Below are 25,586 nucleotides of genomic sequence, written 5' to 3'. Positions count from 1 at the left end.
GCTTTCGTCGTCATCCGTTACTGAGGAAATCCGACCGATGGCAGGACGAGAATCCGCCGGCAACCGCATCGGCGTCGAGATCGGCGGCACCTTCACCGATATGGTATGGGCCGACGCCGAAGGGGTGCTGCACACCGGCAAGACGCCCTCGACGCCGAAGGCGATCCATGAAGCCGTGCTCAACGTGGTCGGCGAGGCCGGGATCGATCTCGCCGGCATCGAGCAGGTCACGCACGGCTCCACCATCGCCACCAACGCGCTCATCATGCGCAAGGGCAGCGCCACAGGCCTGCTGACGACGGCCGGCTTCCGCGACGTCGTCATCCTCGGCCGCGCCGACCGCGACCACGACATCTACAACATGCGCTACGTGCACCCCGAGCCGCCGATCCGGCGCGGCATGATCCGCGAGGTGCGCGAGCGCATGGGGGCCGACGGTTCCGTGATCGAGGCGCTCGACCTCGACCAGGCCTGGCGGGAAGTCGAAGCCTTCCTGCGGCAGGGCGTCGATGGCATCGCCATCAGCCTGCTTCACGCCTACGCCAACCCGGCGCACGAGCAGGCGCTGGCCACGATGATCCGGGAGCGCGCGCCGCAGGTCGCGGTCTTCGCCAGCCATGAGGTCTCGCCCGAGTTCCGTGAGTACGAGCGCAGCGTCACCACGGTCGTCAACGCCTTCGTCGGCCCCGCGGTCAAGGCCTATGTCGAGCAGCTCGACGCGGGCCTGCGCGAGCGGGGTTATGACGGCGTGCTGCGCATCATGCAGTCGAACGGCGGCGTGATGCCGGCCCGGGCCGCCGGCGACAACGCGGTGCGCATGCTGCTTTCGGGACCTGCAGCCGGCGTGCGCGCGGCGATCTGGTTCGCGGCCCGCAACGGGCTCAGGAACATCATCACCCTCGACATGGGCGGCACCTCGACCGATGTCGCCATCGCGCCCGGCCTCGTCGCCAGCACCGTGACCGAGCTCAAGATCGACGGCCTGCCGATCCGTACCGCCGTCATCGACATGGGCACCATCGGCGCGGGTGGCGGCTCGATCGCGGCCATCGACCGCGGCGGCTTTCTTTCCGTCGGTCCCGAGAGCGCCGGCGCGCTGCCCGGCCCCGTCTGCTACGGCCGCGGCGGCGAGCGCCCGACCGTCACCGACGCGCAGGTCGTGGCCGGCCTGTTGCAGCCGGACAATTTCTTCGGCGGCCGCATGACCCTTGCCGTCGACGCCGCGCGTGACGCCCTCGCGGGGCTGGGCCTGGAGGGCGGGCCGGAAGCGGCGGCCGCTTCCATCCTGCGCATCGTCAACAGCAACATGGCGAGCGCGGTGCGGCTGATCTCGACCAGCCGCGGTATTGACCCGCGCGACTTCACCATCGTCGCCTTCGGCGGCGGCGGGCCGCTGCACGCCGCGATGGTCGCGCGCGAGCTCGGCATCCGTCGCGTGCTGGTGCCGTGGTCGCCCGGCATCGCCAGCGCCTTCGGCCTGCTGATCGCCGACACGATGATCGACGCGGCGATCAGCGACCTGCACGCGCTCGACGAGGGCTCGCTCGATGCCGCCCGCATCGAGGCGCTGGCCGCGCGCGCGGCTTCCGTGGCGCGGGAAAACGGTCTTGCGGATGATGCCTATGCGCTGTCGGTCGGCATCGACATGCGCTACGCCGGCCAGGCGTTCGAGCTGACGGTCTGGAACGATGCGTCGCCGCGCGATCCGGCCGCGCTGCGCGAACTGTTCGAGATCGAGCATCGCAGCCGCTACGGCTATGCGCGCGCCGCGCTCGGCGTCGAGGTCGTTTCCTACCGCATCCGCATCGTCGCCCGCTCGGGCATCGAGGTCGAGACGCCGCTTCCCGCCGGAACCGGCAAGGCTGCGCATCCGATCGAGATCGCCATCGACGGCCGGCGCGTCTCCGGCGTCTCGCTGGCCCGCGACACGCTCGCTCCCGGCACAAGGCTGGCCGGCCCGGCCGTCCTCGGCGAGCCGACATCGACCACCTTCGTTCCCCCGGGCTGGGAGGTCGAGTGCCTGCCGAGCGGCGACCTGATGATGGTGGATGCAGAATGAGCCACGACCCGACGCTTCTGAACATCATGGCGCGGGCCTTGCAGTCCGCTTCCGACGAGATGGCCGCCAACCTGATCCGCTCGGCCTTCTCGGCGGTGGTGCGCGAGGCGCGCGACTGCTCGACCGCGCTGCTCGACGCTGAGGGCAACGTCGTCGCCCAGGCCGAGATGATCCCGATGCAGACGGCGGCGCTGAGCGCCTCCTTCGCTGCGGCCGCGCAACAGCTCGATCTGTCGAAGGTCGGCCCGGATCACTTCATCATCATGAACGATCCCTACAGCGGCGGCCAGCACCTGAACGACATCATCCTGTTCACGCCGATCTTCCACGAGGGCGAGCTTCTCGGCTGGAGCGGCAGCACCGCGCATCACCTCGACATCGGCGGCGGGGCGGCCGGCGTCAACACCGGCGCGACCGAGCTGATCCAGGAAGGGCTGGTCATCCCGCCGCTGCTTTTGGAGCGCGGCCGCGACTGGAACGGCGGCATGGCCGAACGGCTGATTTTCGCCAATATCCGCACGCCCGTCATCGGCATGGGCGACGTCGATGCTCAGTTCGCCGCCAACCAGACCGGGGCGACCCGCGTCGTCGAGCTTGCCCGGCGCTACGGCGCGCCGACCGTTCGCGCGGCCATGGCCGGAGCGCTCGACTATTCCGAGCGGCGCATGCGCGCGGCCATCGCCGACATCCCCGACGGCACCTGGACGGGCGAGGCGTTCCTCGACGGCGACGGTCTTTCGGACGAGGCGAGGCCGATCCGCATCTTCGTCACCGTCACCATTCGCGGCGACGAGGCCGAGATGGATTTCACCGGCACGGACCCGCAGGTGCGCTCGATGTTCAACTCGCCGGTGGCCAGCTCCGTCGCCGGCGCGGTGACGGCGCTGCGCAGCATCCTCAACGATACCGGCATGCCCGCCAACGACGGCTGCAACCGGCCGCTCAGGATCGTCATCCCCGAGGGGACGGTGCTCAACCCGCGCAAGGGCGCGCCGGTGCGCGCCCGCGCCACCGCCTCCTGCCGTGCGCTCGACGCCGTGCACGACGCGCTGGGCAAGGTCATCCCCGAGCGGGTGCCGGGGCAGGGCGCGAATTCGACCACCGGCTTCTTCCTCGCCTATGCGCCGCCGCAGGGGAAGATGGCGATCCATCTCGACGTGCTCGGCGGCGGCTGGGGCGGCGCCAAGGATTACGACGCCATCCACGCCACCGACCATGTCTTGTCCTCCTGCCGGCTGACGCCGACCGAATCCGTCGAGCAGCTCAATCCGCATGTCCGCATCGAGGCGTTCGGGCTGATCCAGGATTCGTGGGGCGCGGGCGCGTTCAACGGCGGCATGGGCATCTTCCGGCGCTACCGCATCCTCACCGACGACGTCACGCTCAGCCTTTACTCCGACCGTTTCAGGCTGCGCCCGCAGGGACGCGAGGGCGCGCGCGACGGGATGCCGGCACATCTCGAGGTCGTGCGCGACGGCGAGGCCATCGAGCTCGGCGCCACCAGCACCTTCGCCCTGCGCAAGGACGACATCGTCGAGATCAGGCTGCCGGGCGGCGGCGGCTGGGGCCTGCCGCAGACGCGCGACCGCGCCGCCGTCGCACGCGATCTCGCGGACGGCATGATCTCCGCCCGCGCCGCGCGCGAAATCTACGCCTTCGACCCGGAGGCCGGCGCCTGACGAGGCGCCGCCAGCCCCTTTCCATCCCCAGGACCCAGACCGCCATGCCAGCACCCTTCGAGACCACCCTGCCGAAGCCCGACGCCTTCGATGCCGAGGCGCTTGCCGCCGGCATCGTCCGCTGGGTCGAGTTCGAGACGCCGTCCGACCGGCCGGACCTGATCGACCTGCTGCTCGACCATGTCGTCGAGACCTTCGCCGGCCTTCCGGTCTCCATCGAGCGCATCGCCGGCCGGGACGGTTGCGGCGGACAGCTCGTGCTGCGCTATGCGCCGGCTGGTGCCACGGGCGCGCCGGCGCTGCTGATGGGCCACATCGACACGGTGTGGGATGCCGGTACGCTGGAGAAGCGTCCCGTGCGCCGCGAGGGCGACCGCATCTACGGGCCGGGCATCTTCGACATGAAGGCGGGCTCGTTCCTCGCCACCGAGGCGCTGCGCCGCATCGCCGCCGCCGGCATCGTGCCGCCGCGGCCGATCACGGTCTATCTCAACGGCGACGAGGAAACCGGCAGCATCACCTCGCGCGCCACGATCGAGGCGCTGGCGGCGGAAGCGGCCTTCGTCCTCGTGCCGGAGCCCTCGTTCGAGGCGCCCGGAACGCTGATCACCGCCCGCAAGGGCTGGGCGCGCTTCCGCCTCGCGGCGCGGGGCGTGTCGGCCCATGCCGGCGGCAACCTCTCCGACGGCCGCAGCGCCATCCTCGAGATCGCCCGCCACATCGTCGAGATCGAGGGCCTGAACGGGACGGAGGCGGCGGCGACCTTCAATGTCGGCACGGTCAACGGCGGCACGCGGGCGAACGTGGTCCCCGACTTCGCCGCCATCGAGGTCGACATGCGCGCCGACGACTTGGCGACGGCCGAGCGCCACATCGCGGCCATGCTGGCGCGCACGCCCAAGGGCAGGGATATCACGCTCGAGGTCGAGGGCGGGCTCAATCGCCCGCCGTTCCAGCGCTCGGCGGCGGTGGTGAAGCTCTACGAGGCGACGCGCGCGCTGGGGCGTGAGCTCGGGCTGGAACTGGGCGAGACCTCGCGCGGCGGCGTCTCTGACGGCAACTTCGCCGCCGCGCTCGGCAAGCCGACCCTCGACGGGCTGGGCTGCAACGGCGCCGGCGCGCACGCGCTGCACGAGCACATCCTTTTCTCCACCATCGCGCCGCGCGCGGCCCTCTTCCATGCAATGCTGACCTCGGCCGCGTTCCAAGAGCGCGCGCTGGGCTGAACCGTTCCGCAGGAGGTTTCGAGATGACGGCCCTGTTCTCACCGCTGACCATCGGCGACCTGACGCTGGAGAACCGCGTCGTCGTCTCGCCCATGTGCCAGTACAGCGCCGTGGACGGCGTCGCCGGCGACTGGCACCTCGCCCATCTCGGGACGCTCGCCAATTCCGGTGCGGGGCTGGTGGTGGTCGAGGCGACGGCGGTCGAGCCGGAAGGCCGCATCAGCGCCGGCGACCTCGGCCTCTACGACGACGCCACCCAGCAGGCGCTGGCCCGCGTCGTTTCCTTCTGCAAGCGGAACGGCAATGCACGAATGGGCCTCCAGATCGCCCATGCCGGCCGCAAGGCGTCGTCGCAGCGCCCGTGGGAGGGCGGGGGTCCGCTGCCGGCCGGCGAAGGGGCGTGGCCGACCTGCGGGCCCTCGGCTCTGGCCTTCGCCGACGGCTGGCATATCCCGTCCGAGATGCAGGCTGCCGACCTCGAAAGAGTGCTCGAGGCGCATGTCTCGACCGCCCGCCGCGCGGTGGCGCTGGGCTTTGATCTCCTCGAGGTTCATGCAGCCCACGGCTATCTGCTGCACCAGTTCCTGTCGCCGCTCTCCAACCGGCGCGAGGACGACTATGGCGGCTCGCCCGAGGCGCGGATGCGCTATCCGCTCAGGGTGATCGCCGCGGTTCGCGATGCCTTGCCGAACGGCTTTCCGCTCGGCGTGCGCATCACCGGCGCCGACTGGATCGAGGGCGGGCTGACGCCCGACGACGCGGTGGCCTTCGCGCTCGGGCTGCGCAAGCTCGGCGTCGATTTCGTCTGCGTCACCGGCGGCGGCATCGCGCCGAACGTCGCGCCCCGCCTGGGGCCGGCCTATCAGGCCGGCTTCGCCGAGACGGTCCGCCGTGGCGCCGGCATCCTGACGCGCGCCGTCGGCCTGATCGCCACCCCGGAACAGGCGCAGGCGGTGGTCGCGGAGGGCAAGGCCGATTTCGTCGCGCTCGGCCGGGCGTTCCTCGACAACCCGCATTGGGGCTGGCAGGCTGCGCAGGCGCTCGGGGCGGAGGTGCGGCGCCCGCCGCAGTACCAACGCGCCGCTCCGGCCGCCTGGCCGGGCATCGGCTATCGTTGACGGAGGCCGCCGCCCGTCCTTCCATGAGACGGCGGCAAGCGAGCAAGGGAGAACCACCATGGCAAAGCCGGCTGTCGCCGAACTCCAGCACGAGGACGAGGCCGTGCGCGTCACGCTGTGGCGGTTCGCCCCGTCCACGGAAACCGGCTGGCACGTCCACGAATACGACTACGTGGTGGTGCCGGTGCAGGGCGGCACGCTGACGGTTGAAAGCCATGCCGGCGGCCGTGCCGCCTATCCGATCAGGACGGCCGTCAGCTACGCCCGGCCGAAAGGCACCGAGCACAACATCATCAACGACACCGATGCCGAGATCGCCTTCGTCGAGATCGAGCTGAAGGCATCCGCTGCGCGATAGACTCCGGCGCGCCCGACTTGATGGACGGCGGTCAGGCCAAGGCGCGCGACCGCCACGATCGGCCGCCGGTCACTGGCGACCGAGCGCGAGATCACAGGACGTGGCAGGACCGTCAGCCAGATAGACCGAGCCTATCAGCCGCCGCCAGCAGATCCCGGCGCAATGAAGGCCCCGCCTGCCTTTGTGCAACGCTATCTCGCTTTCGCCATCCGACGCCGATCGCTCCGGGCATATGGGCACATGCCTCCGACTTCTTCGCCGAAGGCGAGATGGAGATGCGAGCCAAGATCGTCTCGACACTGACCGTCGTCGACGAGAGTGCTACAGACGCGCTGGACCGCATCTCGCTGCGCCGATGGCTCCTCGAGAGCCCGCTCTTACAGCACCGTCAGCTTGGCGTCGCTTGTGGTCAGGGCGCGCGCTCCGTCTGCCTCGATCACAATGGTTTGTGACAGGCCCATCGCCCATTTGCCTTCCTTCCGCAGCGACATGGGCAGATGGAAGGTCATGCCTTCCCGCAGAACGAGCTCCGAATGCGACGTTATTTTGTGCATCAGCTTCTCGACCCAGGTCGGCGGAAAGGCAAACCCGACCGGGTAGCCGATGATGTGGTGGAAGAGCTTGCCGGCCATTGCCTCGTCGAGGGCCTTGAGCGCCGCCTGGGCGACGGTCTGGGCGTGTACGCCGGGCTTGGCGGTGCTGAGGATCGCGTCGACGGCGTTGCTGGTGGCACGCGCGGCCTGGGCGCGCTCCGCGTCCGGCTCGCCGAGCGAGAAGCTGCGCATGAGCGGGGCGACGTACCGGAACAGGCTTCCGGTCTGCTCGACAAAAATGTTGTCGCCGTCCTTCAGCACGTATCCGTTGAAGTTGCTGTAGGGCACGCCGCCCATATAGCCGCCGCAGACGATCGGCCCGACCGGCGCGCTCTCGCCGCCGGCGCTGAACATCGCATTGGCTGCCGCACCTGCGATGGAGCCGTCGCTCACGCCGGCCCGTATCGCACGCGCCGCCGCGGCCACGCCGATCTCGGTGATCGCGGCGGCGCGGCGCATCAGCTCGATCTCTTCCCGGGTCTTCACGATGCGGACGTTCTCGACGATGCCGTAGCTCTGGCGAATCTCGGCCCCCGGATGGACCTCGCCGATTGCGGCCGACAGCTTGCCGATCATCAGGGGCCAGGTATGGTCGATCCCGACGACCTTGGCGCGGCTGCCGGATGCGGCCAGCGCCTTCCTGGTGACGCTGATCGGGTCTTCGAACTCGTTGTAGGGCTGCACCGCGTAGATCCCTGCCTGATGCCGGTAGAGCACCTGGTAGAATTCGTTGATGACCAGGATCGGATCGCCGTCGAGCGGGAAGACCAGGCACTGATAGTCGTATTGCGCGGAGCTTTCCTGACCGGACAGGTAGTACATGTTGGCGAAGTCGGAGACGACCATGACGTCGACGCCGGCCTTTCGCATCTCGGCCCTCACCTCGGCCGCGCGGCGCTCGTATTCCACCTTGGCGAACGGCTTCGGATAGTTCTGTTCGGTGGTCATGTCATGCCTCCCCTGAAGATGCCTTGTCGAATGCGGCGATCGCCGCGGCGAGTGCCAGCGCACGGTCTTCGATGATCAGCCTGCCCATTTCTTCGGTCGCGCCGTCCGGGCGCTCGGTGACGCCGCCGATGCGGGCCCACTCGCCATGTCGGTTCACCAGAAGGCCGTTGCTCAGAACCTGGTCGAAGAATGCCGGCGTGTCCCCGATGTCGGCGCCGGGCGTCCCGACCAGGTCGGGCGCGAGGTGCTTCATCACCGCCGTCTCGTAGACGCCGGCATGTCCGCCCTGGACCTGCGGAGCGCCGTCCCTGACGGATGTCAGCGTCCAGTAGGAGCAGGCGGCGACAGTCAGCGGCAGGTCGAGGATCACGTCGTTGGAGACGAGCCTCATGGCCTGGTCGTTGCCGCCATGGCCGTTCACGAAGATGATGCGCCGAAAGCCGGAGCGGCTGAGCGTCGAGCAGATGTCGCGCAGCACGCTCACATAGGTCTCGGCGCTGAGAGAGATGGCGCACGCGAAGAGGTGGTGGTGCGAATTGCCGAACGGCATCAGCGGCGCCAGGACGACCGGGCTCGGCGTGTCCACGACCGCCAGCGCCCGCCGGCTTATCTGATCGGCGATCAGCGCGTCCGTCAGCAGGGGCAGGTGCTCGCCGTGCTGCTCGGTCGACCCGATCGGCAGGACGAGGATGGCGTTGGGGGCCAGCTCGCGCACGTCCTTGCGCGTCAGCCGGCCGAGTTCGATGATATCCCGCATGACACTCCCTCTTGTTGCTCGCACGAGCTAGCGGCTGCCCGTGTAGTTCCTGATACGGCGAAGTACGGCCTGGCCCAGTCCGGCGGCGCCCTTCGGCACCAGCAGGATGATGACCACGATCGCCAGCCCATAGGTGACGCCAACCCAGCCGAGGCCGACGCCGTCGGTGAGTTGCGGCAGCGCCACCAGCACGATGGCGCCAGCCAACGCACCGCCGGCGCTCTGGATTCCGCCGATCACAGCGCCGACCAGCAGCAGGATCGACAACATGAAGGTGAAGCTCTGCGGAGCGACGAAACTGTCGATCAGCGCCAGCAGCGATCCGGCGATGCCGCCGAAGACACCGCTGACGGCAAAGGCCAGCACCTTCAGCCGCGACGGGTTGAGGCCAAGCGTCTGGGCCGCCAGCTCGTTGGCTTGCAGGACCTGAAGACCGCGGCCGAAGGCGCTGCCACGCAGGTTGGCGAGCAGATATATCGCGGCGGCGGCAAAGACGAAGGCGATCAGGAAGATCCACTGGTCCGCGCGCATGAGGACGTCCGGCACCATGCGCCGCGCAATGGAAAGGCCGTTGGCGCCGCCCGTTATAGCCTCCAGCCTGAGGATGATCGGCGGCACGATCAGCGCGACGGCGAACGTGACGACGGCGAGATAGAGGCCGCTCAGCCGGATCGCGGGCGCGCCGACGAGAATTCCAGCGATGAACGCCGCGCCGGCCGAGACGGGCAGCGTCGCGAAGAACGGCCAGCCGAAGGTCTGGACGAGGATCGCGCTTACATACGCGCCGAGCGCGACGAAGAAGGAGTGCGCGAGGCTGACCTGGCCGGCGAGGCCGGTGACAAGGTTGAGACCGCAGATCGCAACGGTATAGGCGAGCGCCACGGCGCCAAGCTCCACCATGTACGGGGCCTGGGTGAGCGGGAAGGCGATGCCGGCGGCGAGCAGGACGAGCCAGCCGGCCGCCCCCGACGGCAGGAAGGATCCGCCGGAGGCCCTGGCGGTGCGCCCGGCTGCGGGCTGCGAGAGACTGTCAGACACGTTGCACCGCCTTCTTTCCGAGAATTCCCTGCGGACGGACGAGGAGCACGACGAGCAGCACGCCGACCGGAACCAGAATCTTCAGGTCGCTGCCGATGAAGCCGATATAGGCGCCGGCGAGCGCCTCGGAGACGCCTATGATCATGGCTCCCAGCACGGCGCCCGGCAGGCTGTCGAAACCGCCCAGAGCCGCACTTGCGAGCGCATAGGCCAGAACCGGCGCCATCATGTTGGGCGACAGGAAGAGCGATGGCGCGACCAGAGCCCCCGCCAGTGCGCCGAGCGTGGCGGCAAGACACCAGCCCAGCATCAGCATCAGGCTCGTATCGACACCCGAAAGATCCGCCGACATCCGGTTGGAGACCGTCGCGCGCACCGCCAGGCCGAGGCGTGTGTGCTTGAACAGGAAATAGAGCGCGACGAGCACCGCCATCAGGACGGCAAAGGTCAGGAGGGTCTGATAGGTGATGCGCACGATCCCGAGATTGACGACGCCGATCGGCGCAAGCCTCAGCACCTGCGGATCGTAGAGCCATATCGCGCCGGCCAGGTTATTGAAGATCATGAACAGGCCTACGGTGATGATAACCGGCCCGTGATGATCGGAGCGCGAGATCACCCGCCGGATAAGCAAAAACTCCAGGAGGCCGCCGGCCACGAAGGATAGCGCGATCGACATGCCCAGCGCGGCGAGGATCGGGAAGCCCGCCTGCACGAAGGTCCAGGTCACGAAGGTCGAGAACATCGCGATCTCGCCCTGGGAGAAATTCACGATCCCCGTCGAGCGATAGATGAGCACCAGCGCAAGTGCCAGGAAGGCATAGATCGAGCCCATCGCGAGGCCACTGATCACGAGTTGCAGGAAATAGGTCATCGTGCGTCCTCCGGGAGTTCAGGCGCCGATATAGGCGCGACGGATGGCATCGTTGTTGGCCATCTCGGCCGACGTCCCGGACGCGACGATGCGGCCCGCCTCGATGACATAGGCCTTCGTCGCGATCTCGAGTGCGAGGTCGGCATTCTGCTCGACGACGAGCATGCCGATCCCCGATTCCCGCGAAAGCGTGCCGAGCAGGTCGAAGAGCTGCTCGACCACAAGCGGCGCAAGCCCGAGGCTCGGCTCGTCGAAAAGGACGTATCGCGGGCGCGCCATGAAGGCGCGCGCGATCGCCAGCATCTGCTGCTCGCCGCCGGACAGGCTCCCCGCGAGCTGATTGCGGCGCGTTCCGAGCTTCGGCAGGCGCTCGTACCAGATGTCCATGTCGCCATCGATGTCGCGGGCGGGACGGCTCAAGCCGCCGACCCTGAGATTCTCCTCGACGGTGAGGTCGAAGAACGTGCCGCGGCCCTGAGGCACATGCGCGATGCCGGCGCGCAGGATAGTCCCGGGCTTGGCGCCGAGCATCTGTCGCCCTTCGAACTCGATGGTCCCGCTTACCTGTTTCAGCAGGCCGGAAATGGCCCGCAGAAGCGTCGTCTTGCCGGCGCCGTTGGCGCCCAGAACGACCGTCACGTCCCTTGCGGCGAGGTCGAGCGAGACGTCGCGCAGCACGGCGGCTTCGCCGTATCCCGCGCTGAGATTGGAGATGACGAGGCCGCTCATTCCGGCGTACCCGATCGCCGGCGGCCGAGATAGGCGGCAATGACGTCCGGATCGTTGCGAACGGAGGCCGGATCGGCGTGGGCGATGACCTTGCCGGCATCGAGCACGACAATGTCGTCGCTGACGCTCATGACAAGCCCCATGTGATGCTCGACGAGCAGTAGCGTGAGGTCATGTTGCTCCCATATCCGCTCAAGCACCCGGCCAAGTTCCTCGACTTCTTCGGAGGTCAGCCCGTTAGCCGGCTCATCGAGCATCAGGAAGGTCGGGTCGGCCATCAGGGCGCGGGCGAGTTCGACCCGCTTTTGCGTGCCGAAAGGCAGATCGCCCGGCATGAGCCGGGCGGTGTGTCCCAGGCCGAGCTCGTCCAGGATATCGAGCGCACGGGAGCGGATCGCGCGCTCGGACGCGGAACAGGACGGGATCGCAAGGCCGGACGCGACGATGCCTCGGCGCTGCGACATGGCCGCGCCGGTCATGACGTTCTCCAGCACGCTCATGTCGCGGACAAGGGCAATGCCCTGGAACGTACGGGAGATGCCCTTGGAGAACACCTCGTGCGGCCGGACCCGGGTCAACTCCTCGCTGTTCAGCCGGATGCTGCCGGACTGCGGCTGCACCAGGCCGTTGATGCAATTGAACAACGTGGTCTTGCCCGCCCCGTTCGGTCCGATCAACGCGCATTTCGAGCGAGGCGCCACGGTGAACGAGACATCCTCCAGCGCCTGCACGCCGCCGAAGCTGAGGCTGACGGCAGCAACGTCAAGCGTCGCCGCCTTGACGGCGACGCTCTCCTGCCGCCGGGTGGCGACCTGAATCATTCCCCGGTCGCGACCGGGACGAAACCCGTATCGACCCACGATTGCCCATCGAACTGGCGCATGCCCAGATCGTTGATCGGCCAGAAGTCGCCCTTCTCCTCGCTGGTTTCGACCACCACGCCCGGAAGCGTCATCGTCATGTCGGTGATCGTCATGTTGCGCAGGGACTTCATGAGCGCTTCGCGCGTAAGCTCCGGCGCCGCCTTCAGCGCCTTCACGAAGATCTCCGCCTCCGTGTAGCCATAGGCGACGTTGTACTGGTCCGGATCGACGCCCGGCGCATGGGTCCGGACGGCCTCCTTGTACTCCTTGACCCCCGCGTCATCGGCCCATGAGGGGTCCGTCGGGGTCTTGAGGTAGGCCGGGGCCAAGAAGCCCACGATGTTCTCCAGGCCCGCGGGCTCGTAGGTGCGCAGCGACGTGTTCCAGGAGATGACGAACGTCATCGGCTTCCAGCCGTTCTCCATCATCGTGGTCACGGACTGGGGCGTGAACGTGCCGGAAGACCAGTTGAGGAACGTGTCGGCGCCCGAATAGGCGAGAACCTGGGTGGGGCTGGCAACGCTGGCGTCGCTCTGGTTGAACACCTGCCGCTCGACGATGGTGATGCCGGTGCCCTCGATCGCCTTCTCGAAGCCGGTGAGCAGGCTTTTGCCGAGGTCGTCGTTGAGTCGCAGGATGGCGACCTTGGCTTCCGGAGCGTTCGCCTTGAGGTAGTCGGCGATCGTCTTGGCCTCGTACTCGTAGGGCGGCAGCCAGGCCGTGGTCCAGGGGTATTGCGCGACCTTCTCGGGATCGCCGAACTCGGCCTGACCGGTGTTGGCCAGCACCTGCGGCACCTTGTGCTCGTTCATGTAGTCGCGGATCGCCAGGTTGTGCGCGGTGCCGACGACGAACGCCACGGCGAACACCTTGTCGGATTCGACCAGGCGCTTGACGTTTTGCAGCGTGCGGCCGGGCTCGTAGGCATCGTCATAGACCTTCAGCACGAGCGGGCGGCCATCGATGCCGCCATTCGCGTTGACGTATTTGAAGTAGGCGTCGACGCCCTGGGAATAGAGGCCGAACACGGCCGACGGGCCGGAGAGCGGCATGCTGGAGCCGATGAGGATTGGCTCGCCGGTCGCCGGCTGCTGTGCATGGGCGGGTCCCATCGCCCAGAACGCGGAGGATGCCATGAGCGCCGCAAAGGCGCGCCTTGTGAATATGGTCATGATTGTTCCCCTTTTCGCTTCAGTGCGCGGTAATCCGCTTCTTTTGTCTATACAAAGATATTTGCAGATGCCCGTCAAGTGGATTCACGAGCGCAACGATGCCCATGATTTCAGCACTGTATATGCATCCAGGCCACGCAATGTGCTCGCATCATGGGCAGAGAGACACGTTGACAGCCGTGATCTCTTGTCTATACAAAATGAAAGAAAAGATTGCTCTGCGAGGGAAACATCATGATGAAGGCACTCCCCCACGTCGGCGACAAACGCGTGATCGATATGCATGTCCATATCGGGCCCGAGTTCCTGCGCCGTCGCTACAGCGCCGAATCCCTGGCAGAGGAAGCGCGTCGCGAAGGCTTCGGCGTCGTCATGAAGAACCATTTCCAGCCGACCACCGGGCAGGTGAGCCAGATCCGCCGGGACGACGACAAGGTCGCGCTGGTCGGCTCGGTGGCGCTGAATTTCGGATGCGGCGGTGTCGACGACCACGGCGTGCGCTCGGCCCTTTCGGGCTGGAAGCGGGATGTCACCGCCGCCGATCCGGATTCCGACCGTTTCGTGGTGTGGATGCCGACGGTCTGCTGTGAGGCGCATCTGCGTTGCTACAACCGCTACGACCTGTCCCAGGCATGGGGAATCAAAGGCAGCCACACCCGTTTCTACGCGGAAGGAACGGGCTACGCGCTGGATCCGCAGGACGATTCCAAGATGGCGGCAATGAAGCGCGCCCTTCAGGTGATCGCCGACAACGACCTCATCCTGGCCACCGGTCATCTCGATCAAGACGAGACGCTGACGGTGGTGAAGACCGCGCACGAAATGGGCGTGAAACGCATCATACTGACCCATCCGCTGTTCCAGTCGACGGAGCTGGAGCCGGAGACGATGGCGCGTCTTTGGAAGGACTACGGTGCCTACAGCGAGTTGGCCTTCGTCAATCTGGCGATGGATGACCTGACCTACGAGCAGTATATCGAGGTCATCGAGGCAGTAGGCCCCCAGGGCGTGATCCTCTCCTCCGACGTTGGCCAGATCTTCTCGCCCACGGTCGCGGACGCGATGCGGGAGTATTTCTCTGAGTTCCGGAAGCGCGGGATCAGGGAGGACGACATCGTCGAGATGTCGGTCATCAACACAAACCGGCTTGTTTACGAGGACATGGCTTGAGCGGGCGAACGGGATACGGGACGATGGGAATCATTTCGCAAAGGCTGCACGACCAGGGGATCGTGCTGCCGCCGCCGATCCAGTTGCCGAATGGTCCCTTGCCTATTCCGTGGGTTCACGTGGTCGGGAAGCGGGTGCTGATCTCCGGGCACGGACCCGGCAATTCCAGCGGCGTCTATTCGGCCAGGGGCCGCGTCGGCGCGGAGGTAAGCGCCGAGCAGGCCCATGAAGCCGCCCGCGCCACCGCATATACGATGCTCGCCAATTTGCAGAGGGAGCTGGGCGATCTCGACCGCATCGCCGGCTGGGTTCGCGTCTTCGGGATGGTGAATTGCGTCGAGGGCTTCGACCGCATCCCGGAGGTCATCAACGGCTTCACCAGCGTCATCCTCGAGGCATTCGGGCCGGAACGCGGCCGTCATGCGCGGTCGGCGATCGGGGTGGCCGAACTGCCGTTCGGCATCCCGGTCGAAATCGAGGCCGAGGCGCAACTCGTCTAGACGGGCAGCCTGGCAGGATACGACAGTGTGGGAACGACCATGAGCAGTGCTGACGACCTGGTTCGCGAGGAGGTCAAGTCGATCTCGCCTTACAATGCCGGCCTGACAATCGAGGAGGTGCGGTCGCGATACGGCGCTGAGACGATCTCGAAGCTCGGCTCGAACGAAAACCCGCTCGGCCCGAGCCCGACGGTTCAGGCGGCGATCGTGGATGCGCTGGCGGGGGTGCACCTCTATCCGGACCCGGCCGGACACGAGTTGAGAGGTGCGTTGGCCGGACGGCTTGGCGTCGCGGCGGACCGCATCGTGCTCGGCAATGGTTCCGAGGACCTTCTCAGCGTCATCTGCCGCACCGTGCTGCGGCCCGGCGACACGATGGTGACGCTTTATCCGTCGTTCCCGCTGCACGAGGATTATGCGGCGTTGATGGGCGCGTCGGTAGAACGAATCGACCTGAAGGACGATCTGTCGATCGACGTGCAGGGCCTGATCGACGCCGTCGCCCGCGTGCCGCGCATGGTCATGTTCGCCAATCCGATGAACCCGGTCGGGGCATGGCTGACCGGCGGCGAGCTGCGACGGGTGGTGGACGCCCTCCGGCCGGGCACCCTGCTGGTCGTCGATGAAGCCTATGTCGAATACGCCCGCGGGGAGGACTACGCGGATGCGGCCGAACTGCTGAAGGATGTGGACCGTCCCTGGATCGTGTTGCGCACCTTTTCCAAGGCGTGGGGACTGGCCGGCTTGCGGCTCGGCTACGGGGTTTTGGGCAACGCGTCGCTCGGCGGCTTTCTCGACCGGGTGCGCACGCCGTTCAACGCAAACCTGTTGGCGCAGGTCGCCGCGCGCGCGGCGCTGGAGGACACCGCCCATGTCGAGAAGGTGGTGGAACTTGCGGTCGGGGAGCGCGAGCGCGTGGCTGCATGCCTGCGCTCGAAAGGTTTGCGCGTCGCGCCCTCGAAGGGGAATTTCCTGTTCTTCGACTGTCGGGAGAACGCGGTCGCCTTTTGCGACCGCTTGCTGCGGCAGGGTTTGATCGTGAAGCCCTGGAAGCAGCCGGGATATGAGTCATTCGTGCGGGTCAGTGTCGGCACTCCGGCGGACAATGACCGATTTCTCCATGTGCTTTCGCAAGCCTGATCGGCGCCTTATCCCTGCTCGCCGCCAGCTTGCATTTTCCGGCGCGATCGAACCGCCCTTCCCGTCCGGGACATTGGCCGGACGGTGCGTATTTCCTACCCGGTCCGATTGTGTAAGATCACGGCGCCGCATCACCTGAAAGACAGTGCTTTGAACAGAGCAGCAAAGGAAGTCCGCGACACGCTCGCCCAGCGCATCAAGGCCGAATTCGAAACCAACATCATGTCTGGAGCGTGGCCGCCGGGCTACAAAGTGCCATCCGAGCACGAGTTGATGAATACCTATGCATGTTCGCGAATGACCGTGAACAACGCGCTCGCGCGTCTCGCCGAAAGCGGCTTGATCGAACGCCGCCGAAGGCTGGGCTCCTTCGTCGCCTTTCCCGGGACGCATTCGACCCTGCTGAAGCTTCCCGACATTCAGGGCGAGATCAATTCGCGCGGACAGGCCTATCGCTACGAGCTCCTGTCGCTCAGCCGAAGATCTTCTACCCCTGAAGATATGGCGCGCCTGGGGGTGAACCGGAAAGTCTCGATCATCGCCCTGGTCTGCCGCCACTTCGCCAACAACGTGCCGTTGGCCCTGGAGGACCGTCTGATCAATGTCTCGGCCGTTCCCCAGGCCAGCATAATCGACTTTACCGTCACGCCTCCCAGCACCTGGCTGCTGACGCACATCCCCTGGACGGAGTCCGAGCATCGTATCCGGTGTCTGAATGCCGACGAGAAGCTGGCTGCTACTCTTCAACTCCGGACCGGGGCTGCATGCCTGGTCGTGGAGCGCCGCACGAAACGCAGCGGAGAGATCGTAACGCATGTCGAGCAAACGGTCGACGGCAGCGCCTACGAACTCAAGGGCACTTTCACCTTCACAGGCTGACGATTCGGGGCAGGCCGGTCATTTCCGGCGGACTCACGCTGCCGGGACGACCGTCACAAGCAGGATCTCCGCCGGCGTTTCGGCACGGTTGACAAAGCTTTTGCCGGCGTCGAGCGACAATGCGTCGAAGCGATCGATCGACAGCTCTCGCCCATCCGCCTCGATCGTCGCCGGCGCGTTGAAGACCACCCAGGCGAAATGCGACGCGAGGACGCTTTCGTCGGGGGCCAGCGTCAGGCGCCGCATCTCATGCGTGCAGCGCCCGCGCCGCGTCATGATGTTCAGATCGACCGTGGGCCCGCCGAGATTGCTGCTGGATATTTCCCAGTCGCCGGAGAAGGAAAAGGGCGCGCCGCCGGCGACCAGCTCGGCCCTTTCTCCTCCCGGCAGGTCGAGCGTCATGCCCGCCCCATCGAGCACGGCAATGGTGCGATCGACGCCGGCGAACACCGAGAACGGGCCGCTCGCCCCGACATGGGCGATGGAAAGCCGCCAGTCGAAGCTGTCGACATCGCTGCCGGCGGGGAAGGCCGCGATCTCCTCGCTAAGGCCCTGCCCGTTCTTCCATGCCATGCGCCTGTAGTCGGCGCGGCGCGCGATCCTCATCGTGCCGTTCTCAGTTGCCGAGGATGCCCGGCAGGCGCAGGCCCTTCTCGCGCGCGCAGTCGAGCGCGATGTCGTAGCCGGCATCGGCATGGCGCATGACGCCGGTCGCCGGGTCGTTCCACAGCACGCGCTCGATGCGCCGGGCGGCGTCTTCCGAGCCGTCGCAGCAGATGACGACGCCCGAATGCTGCGAAAAGCCCATGCCGACGCCGCCGCCATGGTGCAGCGACACCCAGGTCGCGCCGGAAGCGGTGTTCAGCAGCGCGTTGAGCAGCGGCCAGTCGGAGACGGCGTCGGAGCCGTCCTTCATGGATTCCGTCTCGCGGTTGGGCGAGGCGACCGAGCCGGAATCGAGATGGTCGCGGCCGATGACGACCGGGGCCTTCAACTCGCCGTTCCTGACCATCTCGTTGAAGGCGAGGCCGAGGCGATGGCGCTCGCCGAGGCCGACCCAGCAGATGCGCGCCGGCAGGCCCTGGAAGGCGATGCGCTCGGCCGCCATGTCGAGCCAGTTGTGCAGGTGGGCGTTGTCGGGGATCAGCTCCTTGACCTTGGCGTCGGTCTTTCGGATGTCCTCCGGGTCGCCGGAAAGGGCGGCCCAGCGGAACGGTCCTATGCCGCGGCAGAACAGCGGGCGGATATAGGCCGGCACGAAGCCGGGGAAGGCGAAGGCGTTGTCCAGCCCTTCCTCCTTGGCCATCTGGCGGATGTTGTTGCCGTAGTCGAAGGTCGGCACGCCCCGGTTCCAGAAATCGACCATGGCCGCGACATGCACCTTCATCGAGGCGCGCGCGGCCTTCTCGACCGTCTTTGGGTCGCTCTCCTGCTTCTCGCGCCATTCGGCGACGGTCCAGCCGAGCGGCAGATAGCCGTTGACCGGATCGTGGGCCGAGGTCTGGTCGGTCACCATGTCGGGCCGGACGCCGCGGCGCACCAGCTCGGGGAACACGTCCGCCGCATTGCCGATCAGGCCGACCGACTTTGCCTCGCCGGCCTTCGTCCATCGGTCGATCAGCGCCAGCGCCTCGTCGAGCGTCTGCGCCTTGGCGTCGACATAGCGGGTGCGCAGGCGAAAATCGACGCGGGTCTCGTCGCATTCGACGGCGAGGCAGCAGGCACCGGCCATGACGGCCGCCAGCGGCTGCGCGCCGCCCATGCCGCCGAGGCCTCCGGTAAGAATCCACTTACCTTTCAGGTCGCCGCCATAGTGCTGGCGGCCGGCCTCGACGAAGGTTTCGTAGGTGCCCTGCACGATGCCCTGCGAGCCGATATAGATCCACGAGCCGGCGGTCATCTGGCCGTACATGGCCAGGCCCTTCCTATCCAGCTCGTTGAAATGCTCCCATGTCGCCCAGTGCGGCACGAGGTTGGAATTTGCGATCAGCACGCGCGGCGCGTCCTTGTGGGTGCGGAACACGCCGACCGGCTTGCCCGACTGGACGAGCAGCGTCTCGTCCTCGTTCAGGTCCTTCAGGGTGGCGACGATGCGGTCGAAATCGTTCCAGGTGCGGGCGGCGCGGCCGATGCCGCCATAGACGACCAGCTCGTGCGGGCGCTCGGCGACGTCCGGGTCGAGATTGTTCATCAGCATGCGCAGCGGCGCTTCGGTCATCCAGCTCCTGGCATTGAGCTTCTCGCCATGCGGCGCGCGGACTTCCCGTTCGTTGTGGCGGGGATTGGTCATGGTTCTGCTCCTCTCAGCGTTTCAGCCCGAAGGCGATCTGCTCGATGCGTTCGAGAAGTGTCTTCAGGTGGGGTCGCAGCCTGTCGGCCCTGGCCCCGTCATAGGCGAAGGGCGGCGCCTCGGCGGCGAGATGGCTGGACTGGGCGAGCTCCATCTGGATGGCGTGGACGCCGCTTTCCGGCCTGCCATAGTGGCGGGTCGTCCAGCCGCCCGTGAAGCGGCCGTTGAGGATCGACGTGAAGCCTTCGGCGTTCGCGGTGACCTCGACGGCGGCGGCTTCGATCTTGGGGTCGCACGTCCTGCCCATATCCGTGCCGATGTTGAAATCCGGCAGCCTGCCCTCGAACAGGAAAGGGACCACCGAGCGGATCGAGTGACAATCGTAGAGCACGGCGACGCCGTGCTCCTGCCTCACGCGCGCGACCTCCGCCGCTAGGGCGGCATGATAGGGACGGTGAAACGCTTCGAGGCGGGCCGCGATGTCGGCCGGCGAAGGCTCCTCGCCCGCGTTCCAGATCCGCTTGCCGTCGAAATCGGTCGTCGGCACCAGGCCGGTGGTGTTCTGCCCCGGATAGAGAGTGACGCCCTCGGGGTCGCGATTGGCATCGATCACGTAGCGATGGAAGGTCGCGCGCACGGTGGTCGCCTCTGGCAGCAGCCCGGCATAGAGCTCGTGGATGTGCCAGTCGGTATCGGCGAGCAGGCGGCCGTTGGCGTTGAGCCGCGCCTCTATGTCGGCCGGCGCCCCGGTTCCCGTATGGGGGAAGCCCAGGATGACCGGCGATGAACCGCGCGAAACCTCGAACAGATCGGACATCGTCATCCCTCCAGATCAGGAAGCAGGCCGTCCGACACGCTGCCTGCCAGCGTCCCGTCGGCGACGAGCACGGTCGCGGCGGCAAGGTCGGGGGCCATGTAGCGGTCGTCCGCTAGCGCCGGCACGACGGCACGGATCGCGGCGATGGCCTTGCGCAGTTCAGGGCCGGTGGTCAGGGGCGCACGCAGCTCGACGCCCTGCGCGCCGGCGAGCGCCTCGATGCCGATGATGGCGAAGAGGTTGTCCGTCATCTGGAGAAGCCGGCGCGCGCCGTGGCAGGCCATGGAGACATGGTCTTCCTGATTGGCCGAGGTCGGCGTGGAGTCGACCGAGGCCGGATGCGCCATCTGCTTGTTCTCGCTCATCAGCGCCGCCGAGGTGACCTCGGCGATCATCAGGCCGGAGTTCAGCCCCGGATTGCGGGCGAGGAACGGCGGCAGGCCGTAGGAGAGCGCGGGGTCGACCAGAAGGGCGATGCGGCGCTGGGCGATCGCGCCGATCTCGCAGACGGCAAGGGCGATCTGGTCGGCGGCGAAGGCCACCGGCTCGGCGTGGAAATTGCCGCCGGAGACGACGCTGTCGTCGGACAGCACCAGCGGATTGTCGGTGACGGCATTGGCCTCGATCTCGAGCGTGCGGCCGACATGGCGCAGAAGGTCGAGGCAGGCGCCGTCGACCTGCGGCTGGCAGCGGATGCAGTAGGGGTCCTGCACGCGCTCGTCGCCGTCGATGTGGCTCTCGCGGATGGCCGAGCCGGCGAGCAGGGCGCGCAAGGCAGCGGCCGTGTCGATCTGGCCCCTATGGCCGCGCAGCGTGTGGATATCGGCGGCGAAGGGCGCGGACGAGCCCATGGCCGCGTCGGTGGAAAGCGCGCCGGTGATCAACGCCGCCTGCGCGGCGCGATGGGCGCGGAACAGCCCGGCAAGCGCCAGCGCGGTCGAAACCTGCGTGCCGTTGATCAGCGCCAGCCCCTCCTTGGCGGCAAGCACGACCGGGGCAAGGCCCGCGCGTTCCAGTGCCTCCCGGCCCGAAAGGCGCTCGCCACGATGGAAGGCCTCGCCTTCGCCCATCATCACGGCGGCGAAATGGGCGAGCGGCGCAAGGTCGCCGGACGCGCCGACCGAGCCCTTTTCCGGGATGAGCGGAACGACGCCCTTTTCCAGCATGCCCTCGATCAGCCGCACCAGCTCCAGCCGCACGCCCGAAGCGCCGCGCCCCAGCGAGACGAGCTTCAGCGCCATGATCAGGCGCACGACGTTCTCCGGCAGGGGCGCACCGACGCCGCAGCAATGCGACAGGATGAGGTTGCGCTGCAGAGTGGCGGTGTCGGCGGCGTCGATCTTGATCGAGGCGAGCTTGCCGAAGCCGGTGTTGACGCCATAGACAGGCTCGTTGCCGGCCGCGATGGCGGCGATGCGTGCCGCCGTCTTCTGGATCCGGGCATCGAAGCCGCGGTCGAGCACGGCATTCTCGCCGTCCCAGTAGATCGCGGCCAGATCGGCCAGCGGCACCGAGCCGGGATGGAGCGTGACGGTCATGCGTGGTTTCCTCCGATGGAAGGCCGGATCGTGGCATCGCGGCCGGCCCGGATACGGGCATGCAGCGGGTTGAAGCCGATGCGGTAGACGAGCTCGGCCGGCTCGGCGATGTCCCACACGGCGAAATCCGCCTGCTTGCCCGCTTCGAGCGTACCGATCTCGTCCATCCGGCCGAGCGCGCGGGCCGCCTCGCGGGTCACGCCGGCGATGCATTCCTCCACCGTCAGCGCAAACAGCGTCGCGCCCATGTTCATGGTGAGGAGCAGCGAGGTCAGCGGCGAGGTGCCGGGATTGCAGTCGGTGGCGAGCGCGACAGGCGTGCCGTGCTTGCGGAAAAGCTCGACCGGCGGCTTGCGCGTTTCGCGGATGAAATAGAACGCGCCGGGCAGGAGCACCGCGACCGTGCCGGCCTTCGCCATCGCGGCGGCCCCTTCATCGTCGGTATATTCGAGATGGTCAGCCGACAGCGCGCCGTAGGACGCGGCAAGCGCCGCGCCGTGCAGGTTGGAGAGCTGGTCGGCGTGGAGCTTGACCGGCAGGGCGTGCTTCTTCGCCGCGTCGAACACCAGCCGCATGTCATCCGGCGAGAAGGCGATGCCTTCGCAGAAGCCATCGACGGCATCGACCAGCCCTTGCGCATGCGCGGCTTCAAGCCCCGGCAGAACCACCTCGCGCAGGAAATCGCCGTTGCGGTCCTTGTATTCGGCGGGCGTCGCATGGGCGCCGAGATAGGTCGCGGCAATGGCGATGTCGCGCATATCGCCCAGCCTGCGGGCGGCGCGCAGAATCTTCAGCTCGTCGGAAACGGTCAGCCCGTAACCCGACTTGATCTCGACCGTGGTGACGCCCTCGGCCAGCAGCGCGTCGAGGCGCGGCAGGCTCTCGCCGACGAGGCCCGCCTCGTCGGCGGCCCGCACCTTGGCGACCGAGGATACGATGCCGCCGCCTGCGCGCGCGACCTCCTCGTAGGAAGCGCCGGCCAGCCGCATCTCGAATTCCCGCGCCCGGTTGCCGGCATGGACGAGATGGGTGTGGCAGTCGATCAGGCCGGGCGTGATCCAGCGACCGCCGCAATCGATGGCCTCGGCGCCGGAAAGCGCAGCGGCGGGCAGGTCGGCGGCGGGACCGGCAAAGAGGATGCGGCCGCCGCGTACGGCAATGGCGGCATCGTCCACGATGCCCAGCCCCGGCAGCGCCGGATCGAGCGTCGCCAGCCGCGCATTGGACCAGATGCGATCGCCCTTCGCCATCGATAATCTCCCCCGACAAACGCGTTGCGTTGGCCTTGTCTTATTATTATGTATATACTTAATCAAGGCAGGTGCAAGCCGAAAAGTGAAGTCCGGGCGCCAGCCGAACCGACCGGGAGGGTCTTTCATCATGACAGCCATCCACGCCGAACACGCCCTGTTGCCGCGCGGATTGTCGCGCGACGTGCGCATCACGTTCTCGGCCGCGGGCATCGAACGCGTCGAACAGGGCGTGCCACCGGAGGCCGGCGACGAGCGTCACCGCTTCGTGGCGCCGGCGATGCCCAACCTGCACAGCCATGCCTTCCAGCGGGCGATGGCGGGGCTGGCGGAAACACGCGGACCGGGCGAGGACAGCTTCTGGAGCTGGCGCGCCGAGATGTACCGCGTCGCCCTTTCGATGACGCCGGATCAAGTCGAGGCGGTCGCCGCGCAGCTCTATATGGAGATGCTCGAGGCGGGCTTCTGCCGCGTCGGCGAGTTCCACTACCTGCATCACGACAAGGACGGATCCCCCTATGCGGACCCGGCCGAGATGGCTGCGCGCATCGCCGCCGCAAGCGCCGGGACCGGCATCGCGCTCACGCTGCTGCCGGTGTTCTATGCCCATGCCGGCTTCGGCGGGACGGCGCCTATGGAGGGACAGCGCCGCTTCATCCACGATGTCGACGCATTTGCCCGGCTGATGGAGCGCGCGCGGCACATCGTGGCCGGCCTGCCCGGCGCTGTGCTCGGCATTGCCCCGCACAGTCTGCGGGCGGCGACGCCGGAAGAGCTGAAGGCGGTCGTCCCCCTCGTCGGCGGCGGACCGGTGCACATCCATGTCGCCGAGCAGGTGAAGGAGGTCGAGGACTGCATCGCATGGTCCGGCCGCCGCCCGGTGGAATGGCTGCTCGACACCATGCCGCTCGACGACCGCTGGTGCCTCATCCACGCCACCCAGATGACGCCGGACGAGACTGTGCGGATGGCGGAAATCGGCGCGGTGGCCGGGTTGTGTCCGATCACCGAGGCCAATCTCGGCGACGGCGTCTTCGAAGCCCCTGCCTTCCTCGCGGCCGGCGGCCGCTTTGGCGTCGGTTCGGACAGCAACATCCTGATTTCGCTGGCGGAGGAATTGCGCACGCTGGAATATTCGCAGCGCCTGCTGCGACGCTCACGCAATGTCGTCGCCGCGCCGGGCCAGTCGACCGGCCTCAACCTCTACGAACAGGCGTTGACGGGCGGCGCTCTGGCGCTGGGCACGGCGAGCGGCATCGAGGCAGGTCGCCCGGCCGATCTCCTGGCGCTCGACCTGACGGCCGCGGCCTATCTGCCGGCAGACAAGGTCCTCGATCATTTCGTCTTCGCGCGGGGGATCCGCGTGGACAGCGTGTGGGTGGGCGGCAGCAGGCAAGTCGAGGGCGGCCGCCACCGCAGGCATGACGAAATCGCCGCACGCTTCGCGAGGACGATGGCGGAACTTGCCGGATAGGCGGCACGAATCCGGTTCCGGTTGCGGCATCGATGGGCTAGGGCAAAGGCGAAAAGACACGGAAGGAAACCGATGTGGCGAACGACCGGGACACGACCCTCCATCAGATGATCCTGAGCGAGATCGAGGGCCGTATCGTATCCGGCGAATGGCCACCCGGCTTCCGCCTGCCGTTCGAGGTCGATCTGGCGGAGCACTACGGCTGCTCGCGCATGACCGTCAACAAGGTCATGACCCAGCTTTCCAAGGCAGGACTGATCGAGCGCCACCGCAAGGCCGGCAGCTTCGTGACGAAACCGCGCGCGCAATCGGCCATACTCGAGCTTCACGACATCGCGGCCGAGGTGAAATCGCTCGGCCTGCCCTATGCCTATACCCTGATCGCCCGCAAGGAGCGGCCGTCCAACGCCGAGGATCGACGCCTGATGGAACTGGCGGAGACGACCCCCATGGTGGAGTTGCTGGCCGTCCACCAGGCCGGCGGCAGGCCGTTCTGCGTAGAGGAGCGGCGCATCAATGCCGGCGTCGTGCCGGAGGCGGCCCAGGCCGATTTCAGCACCAACCCACCGAGCAGCTGGCTGATTGCGCAGGTGCCATGGAGCGCGGCGGAGAACCGCATTCAAGCGGTTGCGGCCTCCACGGAGATCGCGCGCCTGCTCGAGCAACCGAAAGGAACGGCCTGTCTCGTAGTCGAGCGGCGGACCTGGAACCATGCCGGCCCCGTCACTTTCGTGCGCCTGAACTACCCGGGCGGGAGGCACACGCTCGTCGCGCGCTTCACGCCAGAGCAAAGATGAACGCGACAATTTGAGCTTTTCCTCGATGGGGTCCCCTATAGTTGCGATCCTGCGGTTCTCGAGAGGCTTCTCCCGTGCCTCCGCCAATGCCACTAGCGCCGGCGACCCAAGACCAAGCTCCCGGCGCTTGCCGCGCACCCGTAGCCTCTGTACCCGGAAACGAGAACCATTCGGTTCGACGCGCAGAAACAACCCGTGCCCGTCGAATTATTTTCCTGGTGTCTGGATCGTACGGACGAACCGCGCAGTAAGAGTTTTTCGGGTCTGCGGTTGAGGTTCGCCATCGAAACTCTTCCCCCCATTCTTCCCCAATAGGG

24 protein-coding genes and 1 pseudogene are annotated in these 25,586 nt (G+C 67.3%); 12 read left to right on the top strand and 13 right to left on the bottom strand.

Annotated features, from left to right (window positions below; translation table 11 throughout):
• Positions 1–37: 37 nt before the first annotated feature.
• The 6 genes from M9945_RS04055 to M9945_RS04030 are packed head-to-tail and all read left to right on the top strand — an operon-like array spanning position 38 to position 6,892.
• Complete coding sequence (locus tag M9945_RS04055; RefSeq protein WP_367943507.1) at positions 38–2,059, top strand: hydantoinase/oxoprolinase family protein; 2,022 nt, start codon at positions 38–40, stop codon at positions 2,057–2,059.
• A complete protein-coding gene (locus M9945_RS04050; protein WP_367943506.1) occupies positions 2,056–3,738 on the top strand; it encodes a hydantoinase B/oxoprolinase family protein in 1,683 nt (560 codons plus the stop codon). The genes M9945_RS04055 and M9945_RS04050 overlap by 4 nt, the downstream gene beginning before the upstream one ends.
• Positions 3,739–3,782: 44 nt before the next feature.
• Positions 3,783–4,964: a M20 family metallopeptidase gene (locus tag M9945_RS04045; protein WP_367943505.1), complete on the top strand. Its 1,182-nt coding sequence runs from the start codon at positions 3,783–3,785 to the stop codon at positions 4,962–4,964.
• A gap of 23 nt (positions 4,965–4,987) precedes the next feature.
• On the top strand, positions 4,988–6,082 hold the full coding sequence (locus tag M9945_RS04040) for an NADH:flavin oxidoreductase/NADH oxidase (RefSeq protein ID WP_367943504.1): 1,095 nt from the start codon (positions 4,988–4,990) through the stop codon (positions 6,080–6,082).
• A 58-nt stretch (positions 6,083–6,140) separates the two neighbouring features.
• Positions 6,141–6,440 (top strand): cupin domain-containing protein, encoded by a 300-nt coding sequence (locus tag M9945_RS04035; RefSeq protein WP_367928519.1) that lies wholly within the window; start codon positions 6,141–6,143, stop codon positions 6,438–6,440.
• A 20-nt stretch (positions 6,441–6,460) separates the two neighbouring features.
• The gene (locus tag M9945_RS04030) at positions 6,461–6,892 is read left to right on the top strand and encodes a DUF6544 family protein (RefSeq protein WP_367943503.1); all 432 of its coding nucleotides are present in this window, start codon (positions 6,461–6,463) and stop codon (positions 6,890–6,892) included.
• On the opposite strand, the gene M9945_RS04025 is transcribed toward M9945_RS04030, so the two are convergent.
• From M9945_RS04025 to M9945_RS03995, 7 genes are read right to left on the bottom strand one after another with little or no spacing between them, the layout of a single operon-like run.
• Positions 6,818–7,981 (bottom strand): M24 family metallopeptidase, encoded by a 1,164-nt coding sequence (locus tag M9945_RS04025; RefSeq protein ID WP_367943502.1) that lies wholly within the window; start codon positions 7,979–7,981, stop codon positions 6,818–6,820. The two genes, M9945_RS04030 and M9945_RS04025, sit on opposite strands and share 75 nt — an antisense overlap.
• Before the next feature lies 1 nt (position 7,982).
• The gene (locus M9945_RS04020) at positions 7,983–8,738 is read right to left on the bottom strand and encodes a creatininase family protein (RefSeq protein ID WP_367928517.1); all 756 of its coding nucleotides are present in this window, start codon (positions 8,736–8,738) and stop codon (positions 7,983–7,985) included.
• A 27-nt stretch (positions 8,739–8,765) separates the two neighbouring features.
• Entirely contained in the window at positions 8,766–9,776 is a 1,011-nt protein-coding gene (locus M9945_RS04015) for a branched-chain amino acid ABC transporter permease (protein ID WP_367943501.1), read from the bottom strand.
• Positions 9,769–10,650: a branched-chain amino acid ABC transporter permease gene (locus M9945_RS04010; protein ID WP_367928515.1), complete on the bottom strand. Its 882-nt coding sequence runs from the start codon at positions 10,648–10,650 to the stop codon at positions 9,769–9,771. Before M9945_RS04010 ends, M9945_RS04015 begins: the two co-directional genes overlap by 8 nt.
• Positions 10,651–10,668: 18 nt before the next feature.
• Complete coding sequence (locus M9945_RS04005; RefSeq protein WP_367943500.1) at positions 10,669–11,379, bottom strand: ABC transporter ATP-binding protein; 711 nt, start codon at positions 11,377–11,379, stop codon at positions 10,669–10,671.
• Positions 11,376–12,200, bottom strand: coding sequence for an ABC transporter ATP-binding protein (locus M9945_RS04000; protein WP_367943499.1), 825 nt, complete (start codon positions 12,198–12,200; stop codon positions 11,376–11,378). The genes M9945_RS04005 and M9945_RS04000 overlap by 4 nt, the downstream gene beginning before the upstream one ends.
• Positions 12,197–13,414: an ABC transporter substrate-binding protein gene (locus M9945_RS03995; RefSeq protein WP_367928512.1), complete on the bottom strand. Its 1,218-nt coding sequence runs from the start codon at positions 13,412–13,414 to the stop codon at positions 12,197–12,199. The genes M9945_RS04000 and M9945_RS03995 overlap by 4 nt, the downstream gene beginning before the upstream one ends.
• A 234-nt stretch (positions 13,415–13,648) precedes the next feature.
• Between M9945_RS03995 and M9945_RS03990 the strand changes: the two genes are divergently transcribed.
• The 4 genes from M9945_RS03990 to hutC (M9945_RS03975) all read left to right on the top strand — a co-directional run bounded on the left by M9945_RS03990 (position 13,649) and on the right by hutC (M9945_RS03975) (position 17,103).
• Positions 13,649–14,584: a DUF6282 family protein gene (locus M9945_RS03990; RefSeq protein ID WP_367943498.1), complete on the top strand. Its 936-nt coding sequence runs from the start codon at positions 13,649–13,651 to the stop codon at positions 14,582–14,584.
• A 23-nt stretch (positions 14,585–14,607) separates the two neighbouring features.
• A complete protein-coding gene (locus M9945_RS03985; RefSeq protein WP_367943497.1) occupies positions 14,608–15,084 on the top strand; it encodes a RidA family protein in 477 nt (158 codons plus the stop codon).
• 39 nt (positions 15,085–15,123) lie between these two features.
• Positions 15,124–16,224: a histidinol-phosphate transaminase gene (locus tag M9945_RS03980; RefSeq protein WP_367943496.1), complete on the top strand. Its 1,101-nt coding sequence runs from the start codon at positions 15,124–15,126 to the stop codon at positions 16,222–16,224.
• 84 nt (positions 16,225–16,308) lie between these two features.
• Positions 16,309–17,103: a histidine utilization repressor gene (gene hutC, locus M9945_RS03975; RefSeq protein ID WP_367928508.1), complete on the top strand. Its 795-nt coding sequence runs from the start codon at positions 16,309–16,311 to the stop codon at positions 17,101–17,103.
• Between the two features lie 33 nt (positions 17,104–17,136).
• Here hutC (M9945_RS03975) and M9945_RS03970 read toward each other — a convergent pair whose 3' ends face one another.
• The 5 genes from M9945_RS03970 to hutI are packed head-to-tail and all read right to left on the bottom strand — an operon-like array spanning position 17,137 to position 22,998.
• The gene (locus tag M9945_RS03970) at positions 17,137–17,709 is read right to left on the bottom strand and encodes a HutD family protein (protein ID WP_367943495.1); all 573 of its coding nucleotides are present in this window, start codon (positions 17,707–17,709) and stop codon (positions 17,137–17,139) included.
• Positions 17,710–17,719: 10 nt separating this feature from the next.
• Positions 17,720–19,393, bottom strand: coding sequence for a urocanate hydratase (gene hutU / locus M9945_RS03965; protein ID WP_367943494.1), 1,674 nt, complete (start codon positions 19,391–19,393; stop codon positions 17,720–17,722).
• Between the two features lie 13 nt (positions 19,394–19,406).
• Positions 19,407–20,210 carry an N-formylglutamate deformylase gene (hutG, locus tag M9945_RS03960; RefSeq protein ID WP_367943493.1) on the bottom strand — a complete coding sequence of 268 codons (804 nt, stop codon included), beginning with the start codon at positions 20,208–20,210 and terminating at the stop codon, positions 19,407–19,409.
• Positions 20,211–20,212: 2 nt separating this feature from the next.
• A complete protein-coding gene (hutH, locus tag M9945_RS03955; RefSeq protein ID WP_367943492.1) occupies positions 20,213–21,748 on the bottom strand; it encodes a histidine ammonia-lyase in 1,536 nt (511 codons plus the stop codon).
• Entirely contained in the window at positions 21,745–22,998 is a 1,254-nt protein-coding gene (gene hutI, locus M9945_RS03950) for an imidazolonepropionase (RefSeq protein WP_367943491.1), read from the bottom strand. Before hutI ends, hutH begins: the two co-directional genes overlap by 4 nt.
• Positions 22,999–23,128: 130 nt before the next feature.
• On the opposite strand from hutI, the gene M9945_RS03945 reads away from it, so the two are divergent.
• Both M9945_RS03945 and hutC (M9945_RS03940) read left to right on the top strand, forming a co-directional pair.
• A complete protein-coding gene (locus tag M9945_RS03945) occupies positions 23,129–24,472 on the top strand; it encodes a formimidoylglutamate deiminase (RefSeq protein WP_367943490.1) in 1,344 nt (447 codons plus the stop codon).
• A gap of 74 nt (positions 24,473–24,546) precedes the next feature.
• Positions 24,547–25,269, top strand: a complete 723-nt coding sequence (gene hutC, locus M9945_RS03940) for a histidine utilization repressor (protein WP_367943489.1) — start codon at positions 24,547–24,549, stop codon at positions 25,267–25,269.
• A 27-nt stretch (positions 25,270–25,296) separates the two neighbouring features.
• On the opposite strand, the pseudogene M9945_RS03935 reads toward hutC (M9945_RS03940), so the two are convergent.
• Positions 25,297–25,461, bottom strand: a pseudogene (locus M9945_RS03935) (Arm DNA-binding domain-containing protein); the annotation flags it as partial.
• Positions 25,462–25,586 lie beyond the last annotated feature (125 nt).

Source organism: Aquamicrobium sp. (assembly GCF_023954335.1).
Lineage (GTDB): Bacteria > Pseudomonadota > Alphaproteobacteria > Rhizobiales > Rhizobiaceae > Aerobium.
The sequence above is the reverse complement of the archived record's forward strand: the minus strand, read 5'-3'. Positions and strand labels throughout refer to the sequence as shown.